The 17,220-nt window shown below is 41.0% G+C and carries 18 protein-coding genes and 2 pseudogenes; 14 read left to right on the forward strand and 6 right to left on the reverse strand.

What is annotated here, in order from left to right; all coding sequences use genetic code 11:
* The first annotated feature begins 81 nt into the window (after window positions 1–81).
* The 3 genes from HXY43_RS18490 to HXY43_RS18500 all read left to right on the forward strand — a co-directional run bounded on the left by HXY43_RS18490 (window position 82) and on the right by HXY43_RS18500 (window position 1,367).
* Window positions 82–528, forward strand: coding sequence for a DUF3574 domain-containing protein (locus tag HXY43_RS18490; protein WP_026735192.1), 447 nt, complete (start codon window positions 82–84; stop codon window positions 526–528).
* A gap of 269 nt (window positions 529–797) precedes the next feature.
* The gene (locus tag HXY43_RS18495) at window positions 798–1,046 is read left to right on the forward strand and encodes a helix-turn-helix domain-containing protein (protein WP_290885821.1); all 249 of its coding nucleotides are present in this window, start codon (window positions 798–800) and stop codon (window positions 1,044–1,046) included.
* Between the two features lie 117 nt (window positions 1,047–1,163).
* Window positions 1,164–1,367: a hypothetical protein gene (locus HXY43_RS18500; protein WP_290885824.1), complete on the forward strand. Its 204-nt coding sequence runs from the start codon at window positions 1,164–1,166 to the stop codon at window positions 1,365–1,367.
* Between the two features lie 18 nt (window positions 1,368–1,385).
* Here HXY43_RS18500 and HXY43_RS18505 read toward each other — a convergent pair whose 3' ends face one another.
* Window positions 1,386–1,625: a hypothetical protein gene (locus tag HXY43_RS18505; RefSeq protein ID WP_290885827.1), complete on the reverse strand. Its 240-nt coding sequence runs from the start codon at window positions 1,623–1,625 to the stop codon at window positions 1,386–1,388.
* A gap of 27 nt (window positions 1,626–1,652) precedes the next feature.
* Between HXY43_RS18505 and HXY43_RS18510 the strand changes: the two genes are divergently transcribed.
* The 9 genes and pseudogenes from HXY43_RS18510 to HXY43_RS18550 all read left to right on the forward strand — a co-directional run bounded on the left by HXY43_RS18510 (window position 1,653) and on the right by HXY43_RS18550 (window position 11,560).
* Window positions 1,653–2,399, forward strand: a complete 747-nt coding sequence (locus HXY43_RS18510) for an ATP-binding cassette domain-containing protein (RefSeq protein WP_026735193.1) — start codon at window positions 1,653–1,655, stop codon at window positions 2,397–2,399.
* Window positions 2,396–2,593, forward strand: a pseudogene (locus HXY43_RS18515) (ABC transporter permease); the annotation flags it as partial. The gene HXY43_RS18510 and the pseudogene HXY43_RS18515, both read left to right, overlap by 4 nt.
* Window positions 2,576–2,710 (forward strand): annotated as a pseudogene (locus HXY43_RS18520) (ABC transporter substrate-binding protein); the annotation flags it as partial. The pseudogenes HXY43_RS18515 and HXY43_RS18520, both read left to right, overlap by 18 nt.
* Window positions 2,711–3,103: 393 nt before the next feature.
* Entirely contained in the window at window positions 3,104–4,135 is a 1,032-nt protein-coding gene (locus HXY43_RS18525) for an iron ABC transporter permease (RefSeq protein WP_290885830.1), read from the forward strand.
* Window positions 4,132–5,172, forward strand: a complete 1,041-nt coding sequence (locus HXY43_RS18530) for an iron ABC transporter permease (protein ID WP_290885833.1) — start codon at window positions 4,132–4,134, stop codon at window positions 5,170–5,172. The genes HXY43_RS18525 and HXY43_RS18530 overlap by 4 nt, the downstream gene beginning before the upstream one ends.
* A gap of 478 nt (window positions 5,173–5,650) precedes the next feature.
* Window positions 5,651–7,474: a GAF domain-containing sensor histidine kinase gene (locus tag HXY43_RS18535; RefSeq protein ID WP_290885836.1), complete on the forward strand. Its 1,824-nt coding sequence runs from the start codon at window positions 5,651–5,653 to the stop codon at window positions 7,472–7,474.
* 435 nt (window positions 7,475–7,909) lie between these two features.
* Window positions 7,910–9,316: a peptidoglycan-binding protein gene (locus tag HXY43_RS18540; RefSeq protein WP_290885839.1), complete on the forward strand. Its 1,407-nt coding sequence runs from the start codon at window positions 7,910–7,912 to the stop codon at window positions 9,314–9,316.
* A 554-nt stretch (window positions 9,317–9,870) separates the two neighbouring features.
* Window positions 9,871–10,431: a DUF1349 domain-containing protein gene (locus tag HXY43_RS18545; RefSeq protein ID WP_290885842.1), complete on the forward strand. Its 561-nt coding sequence runs from the start codon at window positions 9,871–9,873 to the stop codon at window positions 10,429–10,431.
* A 256-nt stretch (window positions 10,432–10,687) separates the two neighbouring features.
* The gene (locus tag HXY43_RS18550) at window positions 10,688–11,560 is read left to right on the forward strand and encodes an S-methyl-5'-thioadenosine phosphorylase (protein ID WP_290885845.1); all 873 of its coding nucleotides are present in this window, start codon (window positions 10,688–10,690) and stop codon (window positions 11,558–11,560) included.
* 87 nt (window positions 11,561–11,647) lie between these two features.
* Here the strand turns inward: HXY43_RS18550 and blaOXA are convergent, their stop codons facing one another.
* The 4 genes from blaOXA to HXY43_RS18570 form a co-directional block, all read right to left on the reverse strand.
* On the reverse strand, window positions 11,648–12,526 hold the full coding sequence (gene blaOXA / locus HXY43_RS18555) for a class D beta-lactamase (RefSeq protein WP_290885848.1): 879 nt from the start codon (window positions 12,524–12,526) through the stop codon (window positions 11,648–11,650).
* Between the two features lie 119 nt (window positions 12,527–12,645).
* Complete coding sequence (locus tag HXY43_RS18560; protein WP_290885851.1) at window positions 12,646–12,864, reverse strand: toxin-antitoxin system HicB family antitoxin; 219 nt, start codon at window positions 12,862–12,864, stop codon at window positions 12,646–12,648.
* A gap of 6 nt (window positions 12,865–12,870) precedes the next feature.
* Window positions 12,871–13,293, reverse strand: a complete 423-nt coding sequence (locus tag HXY43_RS18565; RefSeq protein WP_290885854.1) for a putative toxin-antitoxin system toxin component, PIN family — start codon at window positions 13,291–13,293, stop codon at window positions 12,871–12,873.
* Window positions 13,275–13,466 (reverse strand): hypothetical protein, encoded by a 192-nt coding sequence (locus HXY43_RS18570; protein ID WP_290885857.1) that lies wholly within the window; start codon window positions 13,464–13,466, stop codon window positions 13,275–13,277. The genes HXY43_RS18565 and HXY43_RS18570 overlap by 19 nt, the downstream gene beginning before the upstream one ends.
* Before the next feature lie 45 nt (window positions 13,467–13,511).
* Between HXY43_RS18570 and HXY43_RS18575 the strand changes: the two genes are divergently transcribed.
* Complete coding sequence (locus HXY43_RS18575; RefSeq protein WP_290885859.1) at window positions 13,512–13,655, forward strand: hypothetical protein; 144 nt, start codon at window positions 13,512–13,514, stop codon at window positions 13,653–13,655.
* Window positions 13,656–13,992: 337 nt separating this feature from the next.
* Window positions 13,993–16,185: a transglycosylase SLT domain-containing protein gene (locus HXY43_RS18580; protein WP_290885861.1), complete on the forward strand. Its 2,193-nt coding sequence runs from the start codon at window positions 13,993–13,995 to the stop codon at window positions 16,183–16,185.
* Window positions 16,186–17,024: 839 nt separating this feature from the next.
* Here the strand turns inward: HXY43_RS18580 and HXY43_RS18585 are convergent.
* On the reverse strand, window positions 17,025–17,220 hold a 196-nt coding region (locus HXY43_RS18585; RefSeq protein ID WP_290885864.1), incomplete at its 5' end, for a hypothetical protein.

The raw sequence follows: 17,220 nt of genomic DNA on the forward strand, positions 1-17,220 counted from the left end.
GCTTTTTTAATTGCAAGTTTTTCGGAACACTAATACCAATATGTGAAGCTATACCCTGGCGATAGCAACCGTGGTGCTTCTATGACTATTCTGCAAAAAAGTTTAAATAGCCTCATTCTCACAAGTTTACTTTTTATCAGTCCTGCCGATACAAACACTATTGTTCGCACCCAATCGTCCCCAGCATCCACTTCTTACTCAAGCCAAAGGACTCTTACCAAAGATGAGTTGTACTTTGGTTTATCCAAACCTGGAGGGAAGACGGTTTCTGAGGTTGAGTGGCAACTATTTTTGAATCGTGTGATTACACCCCGCTTTCAAGATGGACTAACTGTGATGGATGGCTACGGGCAGTATCTCAACCGAAATGGCAAACTCACCAGGGAAAAGACTAAACTAGTCATTCTGATTTACGAAAATAGCCCAACTAAAAATTCTCAAATTGAAGAGGTGATCGCAAGTTATAAGCAAAAATTTCAGCAAGAATCTGTTCTGCGAGTAACTAGCAGTGTCAAATTGTCTTTTTGAAGTTTTTTGTTGGTTTACAGATGGATGTGGCTGTGCAACAGTGGTAAAAGAGTATACAACAGATGCCACAAAAGAAGCGATCGCGCGAGGCTAAAGGTGAACAAAGCTCGTAACTTTTTTGTATGTATTGCTATTTTAAGTTGGATAATTGGTATTTATCAGCAGAGAACTATTGCATCAAGACAGCTTGGGAATAATAAGCAAGCAACACATTCTTCATCATCGAGAAAATTGATTTTTGGGATCAAAGTACACCTCTAGGCTATCGTATGGCAGACTTTGCTTCAAATGACAGTCCTGAATTACTTTCTGTAGCTCAAACTGCCAAGTTACTTGGTGTAACCCGTCAGCGAGTTCACGACCTTATTAAGAATGGTCAGATTATTGCTTGCAAACTAGGGCGTTACTACTACATAGAAGCTGCTGAGTTAGAAAAATATAGGAATCAACCTACTGGAAAACCTTATCAGCCACGTAGTACAACCTCTCAACCAAACTCTATTGACAACTGTCAATAGAGTTTATAGACTCAATTTATACTAATGTACCAAAGGTTAAATAAATGCTCCCTTTTCAACTGATTGCAACTGATGTTGCAATTCAACAAGGATTGCAACAGGTTTACATGAGTGAGCATGGCATCCTCTATATTTTATGCAGCAGAAAAACTACACCGTTACTGGATAGGTTCAGAAATTGGGGACACAGATCCAGCGGTAGAACGATTGATTAATCTGGCTAACGGAATCACCGAACAATGGGAATCAGCAAGGGGAAGCAAGAAATTGAAGCAACGAAAAACAACTGCGTCACAACTTCCGATTCCTTACTCTACATAGTTATCCATGTAGGAAACTTCAGATCAACGCACGACCATCTGTTCCTTTAGTAAGCGTTGGTACATTGTTATCTACCCGATCGTGTTCAATCACAAAGATTGCAAGAAAACCCTCTTCGATCCTAACTGCTCGCCAAACATCAAAATATGGTTCTAGCTCTTCATAGTTACCAATTCGATCAGTTAGGTAAGGATAAAGTTTCCTGCTTGGGAGTACCAAAGCAGTACCCAGAAAAACACCACGCAGTAATCCAAACATAAAATCAACTCCCACAGAAACTCACCTATGCCCCAAGAGATTGCTGTCGAATTTCGCAATGTCACCTTTAGCCGCAACCATCGCCCATTGGTATCAAATCTCAATTTCAGCATTAGTCGGGGAGAAGCGCTAGTATTACTTGGACGCAGTGGTAGCGGTAAAACCACGACTATGAAATTAATTAACCGTCTATTCACACCTACCCAAGGCGAAGTTTTATTTAATGACACCCCTACAACCGCATGGGATGAAATTAAACTGCGGCGCAAGATTGGTTATGTCATTCAAGAAACTGGTTTATTTCCCCATTTCACTGTTGAACGCAATGTGGGTTTAGTCCCTAATTTAGAAGGTTGGAAACCCAAACAAATTAAAAGCCGCGTTCATGAACTGTTGCAGTTAGTGGGTTTAGAACCACAAAAATTTGCTCAAAGATATCCCCACGAACTTTCAGGAGGGCAAAGACAACGAGTTGGTGTAGCAAGGGCACTCGCAGCCGATCCACCTGTATTATTAATGGATGAACCCTTTGGCGCACTCGATCCGATTACGCGGTTAGAACTGCAACAAGAATTTAAACGCTTACAACAGGAGTTGGGTAAGACAGTTGTTTTTGTCACTCATGATATCCAAGAAGCGTTTGTTTTGGCATCGAGAATTGGTTTAATGCATGAGGGAGAATTAGTAGTGTTGGAAACGCCGAAAGAATTTGTGCGATCGCAACATCCAGAAGCCCTGGCCTTTCTGCAATGTTTGAAATCTTTTACCCTATGAACTTCAGCGACTTTTTCCTGATCAAATACGCCTCGGACATCCTCGAACGTACGTTGGAACACTTACTGCTAGTAGTAATTTCTATTGGTATTGCCACTATTGTAAGTATACCATTAGGCATATTAATTACCCGCCAAAAGTCACTGCGTCAACCGATTTTGGGCATTGCAAATATCCTGCAAACTATTCCCAGTCAACTTGCTGGGCGTATTTCTGCTGACGAAATGCGGCAATTGAATTATCTAGTAGAGGGAGAGTTACGTGACATTAAAGAAGTTGTCAGTGAGTTTAGAAAAGCTAAGAAATTATAGTTTTGCCAATTGAATAATACAGATTGTTACACTATCCCATTGTATTGAGAAATTATGTCAAAACTTGAACTGTATCCTTTATCCACCTTCTGCTTTCCGCCGAAGGTATAATAATTATTTTGTAGCGAAGCCTTCTGACAGGAGCCATAGGGGTTTAAGAACCCGTCTTACAGGCAGTCTTTAATCAGGTAGGGCAGAATCTCCATGTGATTCCCTTCTGCCTTTTTTAATCTTTTTGAAAAAGGAGAAATAGCTACATAATAATGTAATGTATATATAATTTATCAATAAAGATTCTCAACTTAATGATTAGAAAGCTGTTAACTATTGAGAGTGCCAATTAAAAAAACAAATAACCAGTAGAGTGTAATATTTTCAAGTGACAGCAAGATAATGATAAAAGCGACCACAGTCTCATCTAGAGGATTGAAAAAGCCACCAATGTCAGCCTTATTTGGTCTGGTTCTGGGACTTGTTATCCTGCTAATTTGCTTGGTATACAGTGTCACGCTGGGTGCAGCAGAAATACCTCTAGATCGGATTTTGACATCCTTTATAAACTTTGACGGTTCCTATGAACACTTAGTCATCCAGACTGTCAGATTACCGCGCGTGCTCATTGCTATCCTTGTAGGTTCAGCGCTTGCAGTTTCTGGAGCGTTAATGCAGGGTTTGACGCGAAACCCCTTAGCAGATCCAGGGATTTTGGGTATTGAGTCGGGAGCAGCACTGGCTGTAGTTGCAACAATTTTTATTGTTGGCAGTTCATCCGTTAGTATTTTAACCATTGTGGCCTTTTTGGGTGCAGGAGCCACAGCGATATTAGTTTACTTCCTTGGTTCTCTGGGAAGAGGAGGAGCTACCCCACTGAATCTGACAGTTGCGGGTGCGGCGATGACGGCTCTGATTTCTTCTCTCACTACTGCTATCCTGATCGTCAGTCAACGAACCCTAGAAGAAATTAGATTTTGGTTAGCTGGTTCATTGGCTGGCCGCGATGCTAACATACTCTTCCAAGCGCTACCTTTCGTCGTGATTGGATTAGTAGTTGCTTTTGCCCTTGGTAGGCAGATTACTACTATGAGTCTAGGTGAAGATGTGGCTAAAGGCTTAGGTCAACAGACAGCTTTGATCAAGATCATTACTGCCATTAGCGTAATTTTACTAGCAGGAAGTTCAGTGTCTCTTGCGGGGCCAATTGGTTTTATTGGCTTAGTTGTTCCCCATATTGTGAGATTTTTTATTAAAGCCGATTATCGTTGGATCTTACCTTATTCTGCAATTGCGGGTGCAATTTTACTCCTAGTAGCAGACATTGCTGCACGTGTGTTGCTCAAACCACAGGAGTTACCTGTGGGTGTAATGACAGCACTGATTGGTGCTCCCTTTTTTGTGTATCTGGCTAAGTCAAAGGTGAAAAAATGAAGTTGGATTGGCTAGTCATCCGTTCCCAGGCAATATCTTTCCGCATCGACCGACGTGTACCAGTCATACTGCTATGTTTGGCGGTAGTGATTGTAGTAGCGATGGTAATGAATTTAGGGCGGGGAGAATATCCAATTTCGCCTTTGGATATCGTCAAAACTTCATTGGGTTTGGATACGGGAAACCCAGATCATGCTTTTGTGATTCACAATCTGCGTCTGCCACGTACTCTTGTTGCTTTTATGGTGGGAGTGGCACTGGCAATTTCTGGCACTATCTTCCAAGGTCTAACACATAATCCCCTAGCTGACCCTGGTATTATTGGCATCAATGCCGGGGCGAGCCTGATGGCAGTTACAGTAATTATACTGTTTCCTTCAGCACCAATTTACACTTTGCCTCTATCAGCCTTTGCTGGTGCTTTGCTTATGGCTGTTTTAATTTACTTGCTGGCTTGGAACAAAGGTAGTTCCCCGATTCGATTAATTTTGATGGGTATTGGTTTATCTGCGATCGCCAGCGCTATAACCAGCTTGATGATTACTTTTGGGAATATTTATGACGTTAGTAATGCTTTGGTTTGGTTAGCTGGCAGTGTCTACGGGCGTACGAGTGAGCAAGTATTTTCCTTATTACCCTGGTTAGTTATTTTTGTACCAATGGCTTTGATACTGGCAAGACATTTGAATGCTCTGAACTTGGGGGATGATGTAGCAAAAAGTCTGGGTAGTCGTGTGGAGTGGCAACGTGGTTTACTAGTGCTGGTGGGTGTAGCCTTGGCTGCTGTGGGAGTCGCTACCGCCGGTATGATTGGCTTTATCGGTTTAATAGCACCTCATTTAGGACGACAGTTAGTAGGTGCAACCCATGAAGGTTTAATTCCTACCTCAGCACTGTTGGGGGGAATAATTGTTGTTGTAGCAGACTTGGTAGGACGGACGCTGTTTGCACCGATTGAACTTCCTTGTGGGGTGGTAACTGCTGTTGTTGGCGCTCCCTATTTTCTGTATTTATTAATTCGTAACCGTAAAAAATGAAAGGCGTTGCTGAATTGGCGTATGAATTTTATTTTGTCATGCTGTAGACGCTTCACTTTCGTACCCTACGGCAAGGCTTCGCTTACAGAATGACAATTCATATCTTGATTCAGCAACATCCAATATTTTTATTTACTTTTCCGTGTGAATATTAAGAATTATAAAATTTAATTGCATCATAAGTTTTTTCTACCTATGTATGCAAGAATGTTAAGAAAATCTTAAAGACATACCTCGATATCTTTATCATTTACCTGCAAATGCATTTTAGCTTTCAACAAGCAGGACTTTTTAAATTTATTTATGTAAGCTTTACTAGCTTTTTCATCAAAATCGGCGCACGATTTAAATGTTTTAAATGTCGATAAACCAAGGCTGAAAATACTTTGCCTAAAGGCGCTAACAAGCATCTACCACAATTATATATCTGTATAGAGAGCGTCTACAAGAGTCAGTAACAATAAACAGGGACTCTCGCATGAATATCAATCCATCGGAATCAACCGCAGAGTTAGCACAAGCATCGTGTCACAATTTCCAAATCGGTACAGATTTTCATGACTGGAATAATCAACTAATCGGAGCGATCGCTCAAAAGATTTGCCAATCTCTAGATTTAGATACGATTCTCGCTCAAACAGTAACAGAGATACGGCGATTTTTGTTGAGCGATCGCGTTTTAATTTACCGCTTAGAGTCTGATGGTGGTGGAACAATAGTTGCAGAATCAACTATTGCTCCTGGTATTCCCTTGTTGGGAAAAAATATTCAAGACTCCTGCTTTAGCGAAAAACACGTCGAACGCTACAAACGCGGTTGTATTCAAATTGTAGAAGATATTTATGCAGCTGGGCTACACCCTTGCCAGATTGATTTCCTTGCTTCTTTGCAAGTGAGGGCTAACTTGGTAGTGCCAATTTTGTTTGGGCAAGATTTATGGGGGCTGTTAATTACCCAGCACTGTTGTCAACCACGACAATGGCAGCAAACAGAAATCGACTTGCTTAAGCAGTTGGCAACCCAAATCGGCATTGCCATCCAAAATGCACAACTGCATCAGCAGGTACAGTATTTGCAAAGTCAACTTAAGTTGCAGCAGTCTGAAGCCGTGGTGCGATATATTACTGAATTAATCCGCGATCGCCTAGATGCAGAAGAGGTTTTAAAAAGAGTTACTAGTGAATTGGCACGGGTATTGCAAGTTGAGCGTTGCCAAATTGAATTGTATAACGCTAACCATACCATTGCTACCATTGCCCATGAGTACGCCACCATCCCTCCCCCCTGCCAGAAAATGACGCGACAAGTTGCAAACTTCCCAGAACTATATCAACCACTATTGCACAAACAACCTTTGCAAGTAGGGGAAGTTGTGCGTGGCTGGAACCCTAGATTAGTTGTCATGACACAGCTAGCTTGTCCGATTTTCGACGCACAAGCAGTCATGGGAAATATCTGGTTAACCAAAGCAACCCAAAAAGTATTTGAGGAATGGGAAATTCAACTAGTGCAGCAGGTAGCAAATCAATGCGCGATCGCCATTCGCCAAGCTCGACTTTACCAACTAGCGCAGACACAAGTAAGTGAACTCGAAAAACTTGAGAACCTCAAACATGAATTTCTCAGATCCCTTTCCCATGAACTGCGAACGCCAATCACTAGTATCAGCCTTGCCGTCCAAACTCTGGAAGCAATTATCAATCAAGAAACAGTATTAGATACAGAATTAGTATCGCAACTGTTGCAGATTCTACACAACGAGTGTGAACGAGAAAGCAAGTTAATTAACGATTTGCTCATGCTCACCTATCTAGAAGCCGAAGCTGAAACTTTGACTGTAATCGTAATTGACATCAAAACCTGGCTTCCTCCCATTATCGAGTCTTTTCGAGAACTCACTACTTGTCAGCAGCAGCAGTTAATTTTGCATATCGCCGATGAACTCCCGCTCTTAGAAACAGATATTACTGATTTAGAACGTATTATGACTGAGTTGCTTAATAATGCCTGCAAGTATACACCAGCGGGTGAGACTATTACTGTTGCCGTTTCTGCAACCCCCCAAGTCGTGCAGATTAGCATCAGTAATTCTGGAGTTCAAATTGCTACTAATGAACTGGCACGCATTTTCGATCCCTTTTACCGTATTCCCAAGCATGACCCTTGGAAATATAGTGGTAGCGGGTTGGGATTGGCATTAGTGCAGAAACTGGCTAAACATTTAAAAGCTTCAATTCGTGTCGAAAGCACAGCAGCTTCTACTACTTTCACCCTACTCTTACCAAGAGCGATCGCCGCATGAACAACGCAAATGCAGAATATTAGTAAAATTTAATACTTCATTTAAGTATGTCCCCATAACAGTCAAATACTGTTAAATGTCGAAAATGTATCAAAAAAACAGTAAAGATTAGTAATATAAAACACAAACTTTTCATGTAATATTCTGTAGAAAGTGTTATATTCCATTTGTAGATACAATTTCAAGCAAGCAAGTAAAATCAACAGTATTATGTAGGAATTTTAAGATTTTGGTGGAGATTATTGCTGTGGCAAAAATTCAGTACTAGTAAGTAAGTTTACATAATTATACATATTTATACTACTGAATCTTAGTGACTCCTCCTTTGTAGCGACTGCTGAGCGTAAAGCTTTACGCCCGTACAGTGATAAATATCCAACAATCAACAAACAATAAATTTAAGAGAATTGCCTAAATCAGGAACTTGGAAAAATTATGGAAACCATTGTATATCTTCATCTTGCTTCTGTTTACGAAGCATCTGAAAGCACTGGTGTTGTTCCTGTCCGAGTTAATTATAAATTTTTTACTAACTTGAATTGGCAGAAGTTATCCAGTGGTGCAGCGATGCGGTTTTTTTCTATAGCATTGACTTTGGCAGTTTTAAATATAGCAGGCCAAGCATTAGCACTTGAGAGAGGTGATAGCGGCCCTGAAGTTGCGAACGTCCAGAGATGTTTGCAAAGGTTAGGTTACTACAATGGCCCAGTGAATGGTAGGTTCGGCCCTTTAACTGAAAGTGCCGTGAGACAATTTCAACGTGCGAAGGGAATTGATGCTATTGGCCTGGTAGGGCCGCAAACTCAACAAGCACTACAAGCAGGCTGTCACAGCAAAAGCAATGTTCTCAAAGTCGGTAGCAGAGGGCCAGCAGTTACACGGCTGCAACAAAATTTACAGACTTTAGGGTTTTATGATGGCCCGATCACCGGCTATTTTGGTCAAGAAACGCGGCGGGCAGTGATTAGATTCCAGCAATATGCTGGATTGCGTGCTGATGGTATTGCTGGTGCTAGCACATTACAAGCAATACGTGCTGACCTCAGTGCAAAACCAAATAATGGTTATGGCGGTGATCTTGATAGCGAGATTGATAACTATCCCAATGCTCTCAACGAAGGTGACGCAGGGCCTGAAGTATTACAACTGCAAAGAAGTTTGTCGCAGTTGGGTTATTTTCGAGCCAACCCCACTGGTAATTTTGGTTATGTGACTAAAGATGCTGTAGTGCGCTTCCAGCGAGATTACGGACTAACACCCAATGGCATTGTCGATGCACGAACCTGGACAGCAATATCCAGTGCTTCAGGAAATGGAAACTCTGCAATTGTAAATCCAACACCTATACATCCAACACCTGTACATTCTACAAATGCAAATTATGGTTGTTCGCCAACTAGCGGTTATATCTGTCTGGGTGAAACCAGTCAGCGAGTGGTAGCCATACAACAAAGTCTACTAGAGCAAGGATTCTTCAGAGGGGAGGTTACAGGCTACTATGGTGTAGCAACTAGAGATGCTGTGGTGCAATTTCAGCGAGCTGTAGGACTGAACCCGACTGGATTTGTAGATTTTCAAACTTGGCAAGCCTTAGGATTGAGTAATAATGGCACTCCTGTAGTAACACATCCTGTTGCCAAGAATCGCTATGTAGTAATCGTGCCAATTCGCGATTCTGAGACTCTCGACGAAGTTCGCCAGTATGTACCCGAAGCTTTTGCAGCTAAATCCAAATTGGGAAGTTATGTGAATGCAGGAGCATTTCCCGATCGCTCTCAAGCCGAAAAGCACTCTCGATTTTTACGCGATCGCGGTTTTGATGCACGGGTAGAATACTTTTAAGGGACTTCCAAAAGATAAATTATCCCGGATTGTGGGGTGGAGAGAAGTTGCCGGGGAGATGTTCTTTCCGGCAAACTTCGGAGCATCCTGCCCGCCCCCCAGATGGGATGGGTGTCCCCACCCGTCCCACAAGAAAATTTGGGATGTTTTTTATTTGGAAGTCCCTAATGAAAAAAGGGCGTTGCTGAATCGAGGTATGAATTTTGTAGAAGCAATTCATGAATTGCTTCTACGGTAGTAGATTGTAAATCTGATGTTAACAGTTTCATACTTTCAATCAGCAACGCCGAAAAAAGATAACCATAGATCCCCGATTTCCTTGAAGAAGTCGGGGATCTTATACCAATTCCCTTTAGGTATGAAACATATTTTGTTGTAGAGACGTTGCATGCAACGTCTCTACAGGATTTATATGTATCGTGATTAACGTGAAATGGTATTACTCTTAGCAAAATCACCCACTTGGATGAAGTTTTATCGGTGCTACTATTAATAAATAAAATATCAATACTAACCAAATCAAGTAAAATTTTACCTACAATCTGCTTGCGTTTATGAAATGGTATAATGAGCCACCTACGTGGGAACATCAAGAGAGTATTATCACCGTTACTTCCGGAGCAAAAACAGATTTTTGGCGTAGAACTCATTACTGCGTTCGTGACAACGGTCACTTTTATTATCAAGAAGTTACAGGTGATTTTACTACCAAAGTCAAAATTATCGGCAAGTATCAAAATTCATCTGACCACGCAGGATTAATGATTCGTGTGGATGAGAAAACCTGGTTAAAATCTGGTGTTGAATTTGTCAACAACATGCAGTATGTCAGTGCAGTTGTCACGCGCAATGATTCTGAATGGTCAGTTGTGCCATTAGGAAACAATCCTGATTGGTTGTGGTTGCGTTTGCAGCGAAGAGGTAGCACTGTAGAAGTGCAATATTCACTGGATGGTAAAGAATACAACATACTGAAGACTACAGACTTGACTGAGAAAGAAACAGTGCAGGTAGGATTGGTATGTGCATGTCCAGAAAACGATGGTTTCCAAGTGACTTTTGAGGATTTTCAGATTGAAACTATGAACAGTCAATTAGAAGGGGCGAAGCTGTGAGGCTTTTAATTTTCCCATTTAGACAGATGGGGTGATGGGGAGAAGATTTGACATTTTTCCCCAAATTTAAAAGGATGCAAATTGTAAGCGCAACAGCTTAACAACAGCGATTACTGAAATAATGAGTGTGTTTTAATACTGTTAATAACACAAAAATATTTTTTGAAAATATCAATAAAGCTGCCACCAGATTAGTAAAGGCCACATTTGCCAGTACAATAACTTGGCATTGCAGGAAGCTAGAGGTTAAACAATAATGGCTGAAGCTCGGATTGGAATTATTGCTGGCAGCGGTTTATACAAAATGGATGCCCTCAAAGATGTAGAAGAGGTGCAAATTCAAACACCCTTTGGTTCACCTTCTGATGCTTTGATTTTGGGAACTTTGGAAGGGACACGGGTAGCTTTTTTAGCACGTCATGGACGCAATCATACGCTTCTACCTTCAGAGTTGCCTTTTCGTGCCAATATCCATGCGATGAAGCAATTGGGTGTGGAGTATTTAATTTCAGCAAGTGCGGTAGGTTCTTTAAAGGCAGAAGCGAAACCGCTAGATATGGTAGTTCCCGATCAGTTTATTGACAGAACAAAAAATCGAGTGTCCACCTTTTTCGGGGAAGGAATTGTTGCTCACATTGCTTTTGGCGATCCCGTTTGTCAGAATTTGGCTGGTGTTTTAGCAGATGCGATCGCTTCTTTGGATTTACCAGATGTAACTCTACATCGCGGCGGTACGTATGTATGCATGGAAGGCCCGGCATTTTCCACCAAAGCAGAATCCAATCTTTACCGCAGTTGGGGTGCAACAGTCATCGGGATGACAAATTTACCAGAGGCCAAACTGGCAAGGGAAGCAGAAATTGCCTATGCAACCTTAGCGCTGGTAACTGACTATGATTGTTGGCATCCAGATCACGACAGCGTGACAGTAGAGATGGTAGTGAGTAATTTACAACGCAATGCCGTCAATGCACAAAAAGTCATTCAAGAAACAGTGCGGCGTTTGAGTGATAATCCGCCACCCAGTGTAGCCCATTCGGCGTTGAAGTATGCGATTTTGACACCGTTGGAGAAAGTACCAATGGAGACGAAGGAGAAGTTAGGTTTGTTGTTGAAGAAGTATTTGTAGAAACTAGTCTTTGTGTCTTGGTGGTTCAAACATAAATCTTATTAACCACAAAGGCACAAAGACACCAAGTAAAATCACGGCGTTCTGCTATAGTAGACCCAAGTCTTTGAAGCAGCGTCGCGTCACTTCAATCCGTAGAGGAGCATCCTCTGGTTTATTTATATTGATATTGGTAGCGAAGAAATAGACATTTTTATTCTGTTCTAGATAGCCTACAAACCAACCAAGTTCGGGATTGGTGCTAGTTAACCATCCTGTTTTTCCTCGCCATGTGTAGTCTGGTGTCTGTTCGCGCACCATCATGTCTTTAACGAGATTCATGGTTCGCGCTGAGAAGGGCAAATCGCTTCGATACAATTTCTGTAGAAACTCAATTTGCTGCTTGGCTGTAATTTGCAAGGGGCCTTCCAGCCAAAAGCGATCGATATCTTTGGCTGTCCCAATTTGGCGATTTCCATAGCCAACTTGCTCGATAAATTGCTGCATGCGCTTATGTCCGATTCGGCGTGCTAGCACTTGATAGAACCAGACGGTTGAATCTTTGAAACCTTGACGCAAATTTGTATCGCGATTCCATTCAGGGACTTCGCGCTGAATTCCATCCCAAGTTAGGACTGTGACATCATCAGGAATAGTACCTGTTTCCAAAGCCACCATTGCGTTGAAGATTTTAAATGTTGAACCTGGAAACATTGCAGTTTGGTTGCGTTGGGGATTGTGTTCGTAGGTTTTGTTTTTGTTCAAATCGTAAATTACGATTGATCCCTCCACCCCTAATTTCCGGAAGTTTCGTCCTAAATCTGGTGCTTGCACAATCACCGTTGCTGAATGTTCAGAATCAGCAGACGTAGGAGTAGGCTGTTGAGCAAAAACATGTATTTCTCTGAAGCTAATCAGGAGGAAGAAGATGAGACAACCAAGGATTGCAAAGATAACCGATCGCGATCGCCATATACGAAATATCATCCAGTTCTCCTCGTTGAAGTGAATACGGCACCACAAATTATCTATATTAGAGCTTTGAACATGATGAAGTGATGTAGGCGATCGCCCCTGTAAGTGCTAGCATCATTGTGCTACAAGCTTTATTCTGTCAAAGCATCAAGTTTAGCCAGTATTCTTAAGCCTTCTTCTGGGTCGCCAGTCGCAGCCATTGCTTTAAATCTTGTATAGGCATCAAATTCTGCTAGAGCTATGGTAGAAAGTTCTTCAATCAGCTTATTAACACTTATGCCTTTGGCTTGAGCAAGTTCTTTTAATCTGTTGTGCTTATCGTCTGGTAAACGAATAGTTAAAGTTGCCATTTTTGTTTAACTCCTAATAATTTCTTCGGGTTTTAATATTGATAAGTTAGGAAATATCAATTCAGCATTTTGAAAATCTTTGACATTGTGAGTAGCAATAATTTGAGCATTCCCCGCAACTGCTAATTCAAGTAAGTGATTGTCAGCTTCGTCTTTTAAATTAGGTCGCCATAAATAGTAGATAGAAATCCATTGACTTACGCTCATCAATGATGCAAGTAAAGCAGAAATTTCTTCACTAGTTAAAGGGCATTTGGCGATAATTTCTGAACGCTGAATGACTGATTCATACTCAGAAAATAAAGCATTTCCCATCAAAGGCTGATATTCTCTTTTCAAGCAGCGTCGGATGAGTTCTCGACTGGAGCCTTTAGAGCTAATCAGCGCACTAATAAAAACGCTGGTATCAACTACAATTTTAATCGCCATGTAACTATGATAGCATATATGCTGTCAAAAAAGTCCCAGTCAAAAGACTCAAAAGCGATCGCACTTTTGATGATGGGGTTGATATGAGACAACCAAGGATTGCAAAGATAACCGATCGCGATCGCCACATACGAAATATCATCCACTTCTCCTCGTTGAAGTGAATACAGCACCAAAATTTATCTATATTAGAGCTTTGAACATCTATACAGCCGCCAATGTCACAGCCTGACTCTGTTACTTTTGCCGACATCGAAGTTGCTGCGAAGCGTCTTGCTGGTATTGCTCACCATACCCCATTTTGGATTATGCAATCACTCCACTCAGAATTAATTCGATACATCACTGTGTTGCAAGTTTGAAATACAACTGCCTCAGAGAGATATTTAAGATGTAATTAAAAATAGCATATTCCTGAACTCAGCGCCCCTCTGCGTTTTCCTTTGCGAGCCTCTGCGTTTAAAATCGCTACTCTTTTACACAAAGCTGTACTAAGTAAATAAAAAATATATCTATTGGAAGATGTTAAATGAAAAATTCATTCATAATTATTCTCAATTAAAGTATAAATACTTAAGCAGCCATTGATTTCTAATTTTTTTACTGATAATTAAAAATAGAGAAGTAAAAATGGTTATCTAAACCACTAGTTAGTGTTAGAGTGGCAAGAAATTCATGTGAAATTTTCAGCGGGTCTCAATGCTGAAGAAGCTACAGAAAAAGCAAATATCTCTAATTGTGGGTGCAGGACTGTGTGCCTTTTTGGCTGGGGCAATGTTTTCAGCTCCTGAAATGGGAAAATATCTGGGCCAATGGCTGAAACAATTTAAAAATCAGTCCGAACAGTTGACGGAGGCAAATAAAGCCGAATCAGCTGTTTTTCCATTGGTACTGCAATCCCCTCAGGAAAGAGCAGCAAAACTACAAGAACTGGTCAAAGGATTTCCATCACCAGATCGCAATCGCGCTCGCTATCTGTTGGCGAGTGACTTAATTGAACGCAAGCAAGCCAAAGAAGCACTAAACTTACTGGAAGGACTAGAAAAAGACTATCCACTTTTAGCGCCTTACATTCTGCTCAAAACAGCTCAGGCTTATGACATTTTGGGAGAGGAAGGCAAAGCCTCAGACAGCAGACAGGCGGTGCTAAAACGCTATCCCGAACATCCAGCTGCGGCTAAAGCTTTGTATTTAATTGGACTTGATGAATATCAGGACAAAGCGATCGCCTCTTTTCCTTCCAATCCTCTCACTTGGGATATTGTCCGCAAGCGGTTGGAAACCAACCCCAATCAGCAGCAATTGCAGCTAATTTTGGCTAAGTATGCCTACGACGAACCAGGAAGCGTTGCTGTGTTGGATCGTTTGATGAAAAATCCTACTCTCAAACCGGAAGAATGGGAAATTGTTGCTACAGCTTACTGGGAAAATAATGAATTTGACAAAGCTGCGAGTGCCTACGCCAAAGCGGCTAAAACACCCCGCAACCTTTACCGCATTGGCCGAGGATTGCAGATCAGCGGAAAACGAGAACAAGCGATCGCAGCCTACCAACAACTTAACAGTGATTTCCCCGAGACAAATGAAGCAGGTACAGCCCTGCTGCGTTTGGCAGAAATGACAAAACCAAGTAAAAATGCTCTGCCATATCTTGACCAAGTAATTAGCAAACACCCTGAACAAGCAGGAGAAGCACTGCTAGCAAAAATTAAAATTCTCCAAGCTCAAAAAGATACTAAAGGAGTAAATGAAGCGCTGCAATTACTGGTTACAAAGCATGGAAATACTGAACAAGCAGCAGAGTACCGCTGGAAAATCGCACAAGAAAAAGCTAAAGCACAAGATTACCAAGCTGCATGGCAATGGGCGCAACCAATTATCACCAGTAACCCCGACAGCATTTTGGCTCCCAGAGCAGGTTTTTGGGTCGGAAAATGGGCAACAAAATTGGGGAAAACGCAGGATGCTAAACAAGTTTATGAGTATGTGATTAGCCAGTTTCCCTACTCTTATTATGCATGGCGATCGGCAGTAACTTTGGGACTAAATGTTGGCGATTTTAACAACGTGCGTCAACTGACACCAGAAGTAGTTCCCCTTCTGCGTCCTGTACCCATCGCGGGTTCGGAAACTTTCAAAGAATTATATCTGCTAGGTCAAGATCGCGATGCTTTTTTGCAGTGGGAAACCGAATTCCAGAACAAAATGCAGCCTACGGTAGCAGAGCAATTCACCGAAGGTTTGATGCGGTTTACACAAGGAGAAAATTTAATCGGAATTGACAAAATTTCTAAATTAGAAGACCGAGATAAACCAGAAGAAAAAGCCCAGTATGAGGCTTTGAGTCAAAAGATAATTTACTGGCAAGCTCGTTACCCCTTTCCCTATCTCAAAGAAATAGAATATTGGTCGCAACAACGTCAACTTAATCCTCTACTAGTGACTGCTTTGATTCGTCAAGAGTCACGGTTTCAGCCCAAAATTAAATCTGTTGCTAATGCTACTGGCTTGATGCAGGTATTGCCAGATACAGCTAAATGGATTGCTCCCCAAATCAAACAGGACAGCAAAAAAATCGACCTCGAAAATCCCAACGAAAATATCATGTTCGGTACTTGGTATTTGGATCATACTCATCAGCAATATGGCAATAACTCGCTGCTGGCGATCGCCAGTTACAATGCTGGCCCTGGTAATGTCAGTAAATGGTTGCAAACTTTACCAAAAGAAGATCCAGATGAATTTGTCGAAACGATTCCTTTTGATGAAACCAAAAATTATGTGCGGCAGGTTTTCGGCAATTATTGGAATTATTTGCGTCTTTATAACCCTGAAATTTCCCGGATCGTAGGGCAATACTCAGCCAAACACCCACAACTATCGCAGCGTTGAAACAAGAGATTAGAGCATGTTTTCAAATTCTTAGACACCCCTAACCCCCCTTAAAAAGGGGGGATTTTTATCTAAAAGTCTGCTTTTCCAAGGGATTTCGATACTCTTAAAATATTTAAATTTTTTTCATCTACCTATAGTATGAAATAATAATTCATCACCTACTTTTTGAGTTAAATTTCCAGCCATCCTTAAAAAGACAGATCCCCGACTTCTCACCAAAAATTGGGGATCTTATCGTTTAATTTGGTTGTTCTAAATTATCTAAAAGTATGGCATATATATTTAGCAATTAATATTAAGTCCAGCTAATTCATATTCATTAAAAACCCCTCTCCCAACTTGGGAGAGGGGTAGGGGGTGAGGGCAGATACTCTTTACCAGCTTGATACTTGCCGTATAGTATTAGTGCATTAACATTAGCAATTTTGGTAGACATCAAATTACCATTCTCAAGAAACTTTCAACACATGAAATCTTCAAATTAAATTCAAAAAATAGACACTTAAAAAACTTGCACAAAACAGTAACATAGCCTAAAATAAAAAAGATGTATAAAACCTAATCTATATCTATTTCAAGCAAAAGTTAGAAATTGCAAGCGTTAAAGACTATATAGATAGGGTGTAAGCTACCTAATAATTTTTTGCAAAAAATAACATAGAAATTCAGTTTTGCAATTGCTTGAAAGTGAATAGCCCAATTCAAAATTTAGGATTTGGGTTTTTTGTCTTGAAAAGTAACAGTAGTGCAGATTAATTTGCATTATATTCTTCATGAAATAGATTTGTCTGGGTGCACTCGTCCATTCCTATCAGTTATTAGTTTGAGAACTAAAACTAGTTCAATTGTTCACACTTCTTGATGTAGACGAGTATTTGCATCCAAAGCAGATCGAGTCGTTGTCTATCGCTTTGATGAAAACTGGATAGGCAAGATTGTAGCTGAATGCGTAGGTGATAATTGGTCGTCCGCATTGGGTGCAGAAATTCCCGATCCTTGTTTTGCCAGAGATTACGTTGACAAATATCAAAC

It is taken from the genome of Fischerella sp. (assembly GCF_013388695.1).
GTDB lineage: Bacteria > Cyanobacteriota > Cyanobacteriia > Cyanobacteriales > Nostocaceae > PCC9605.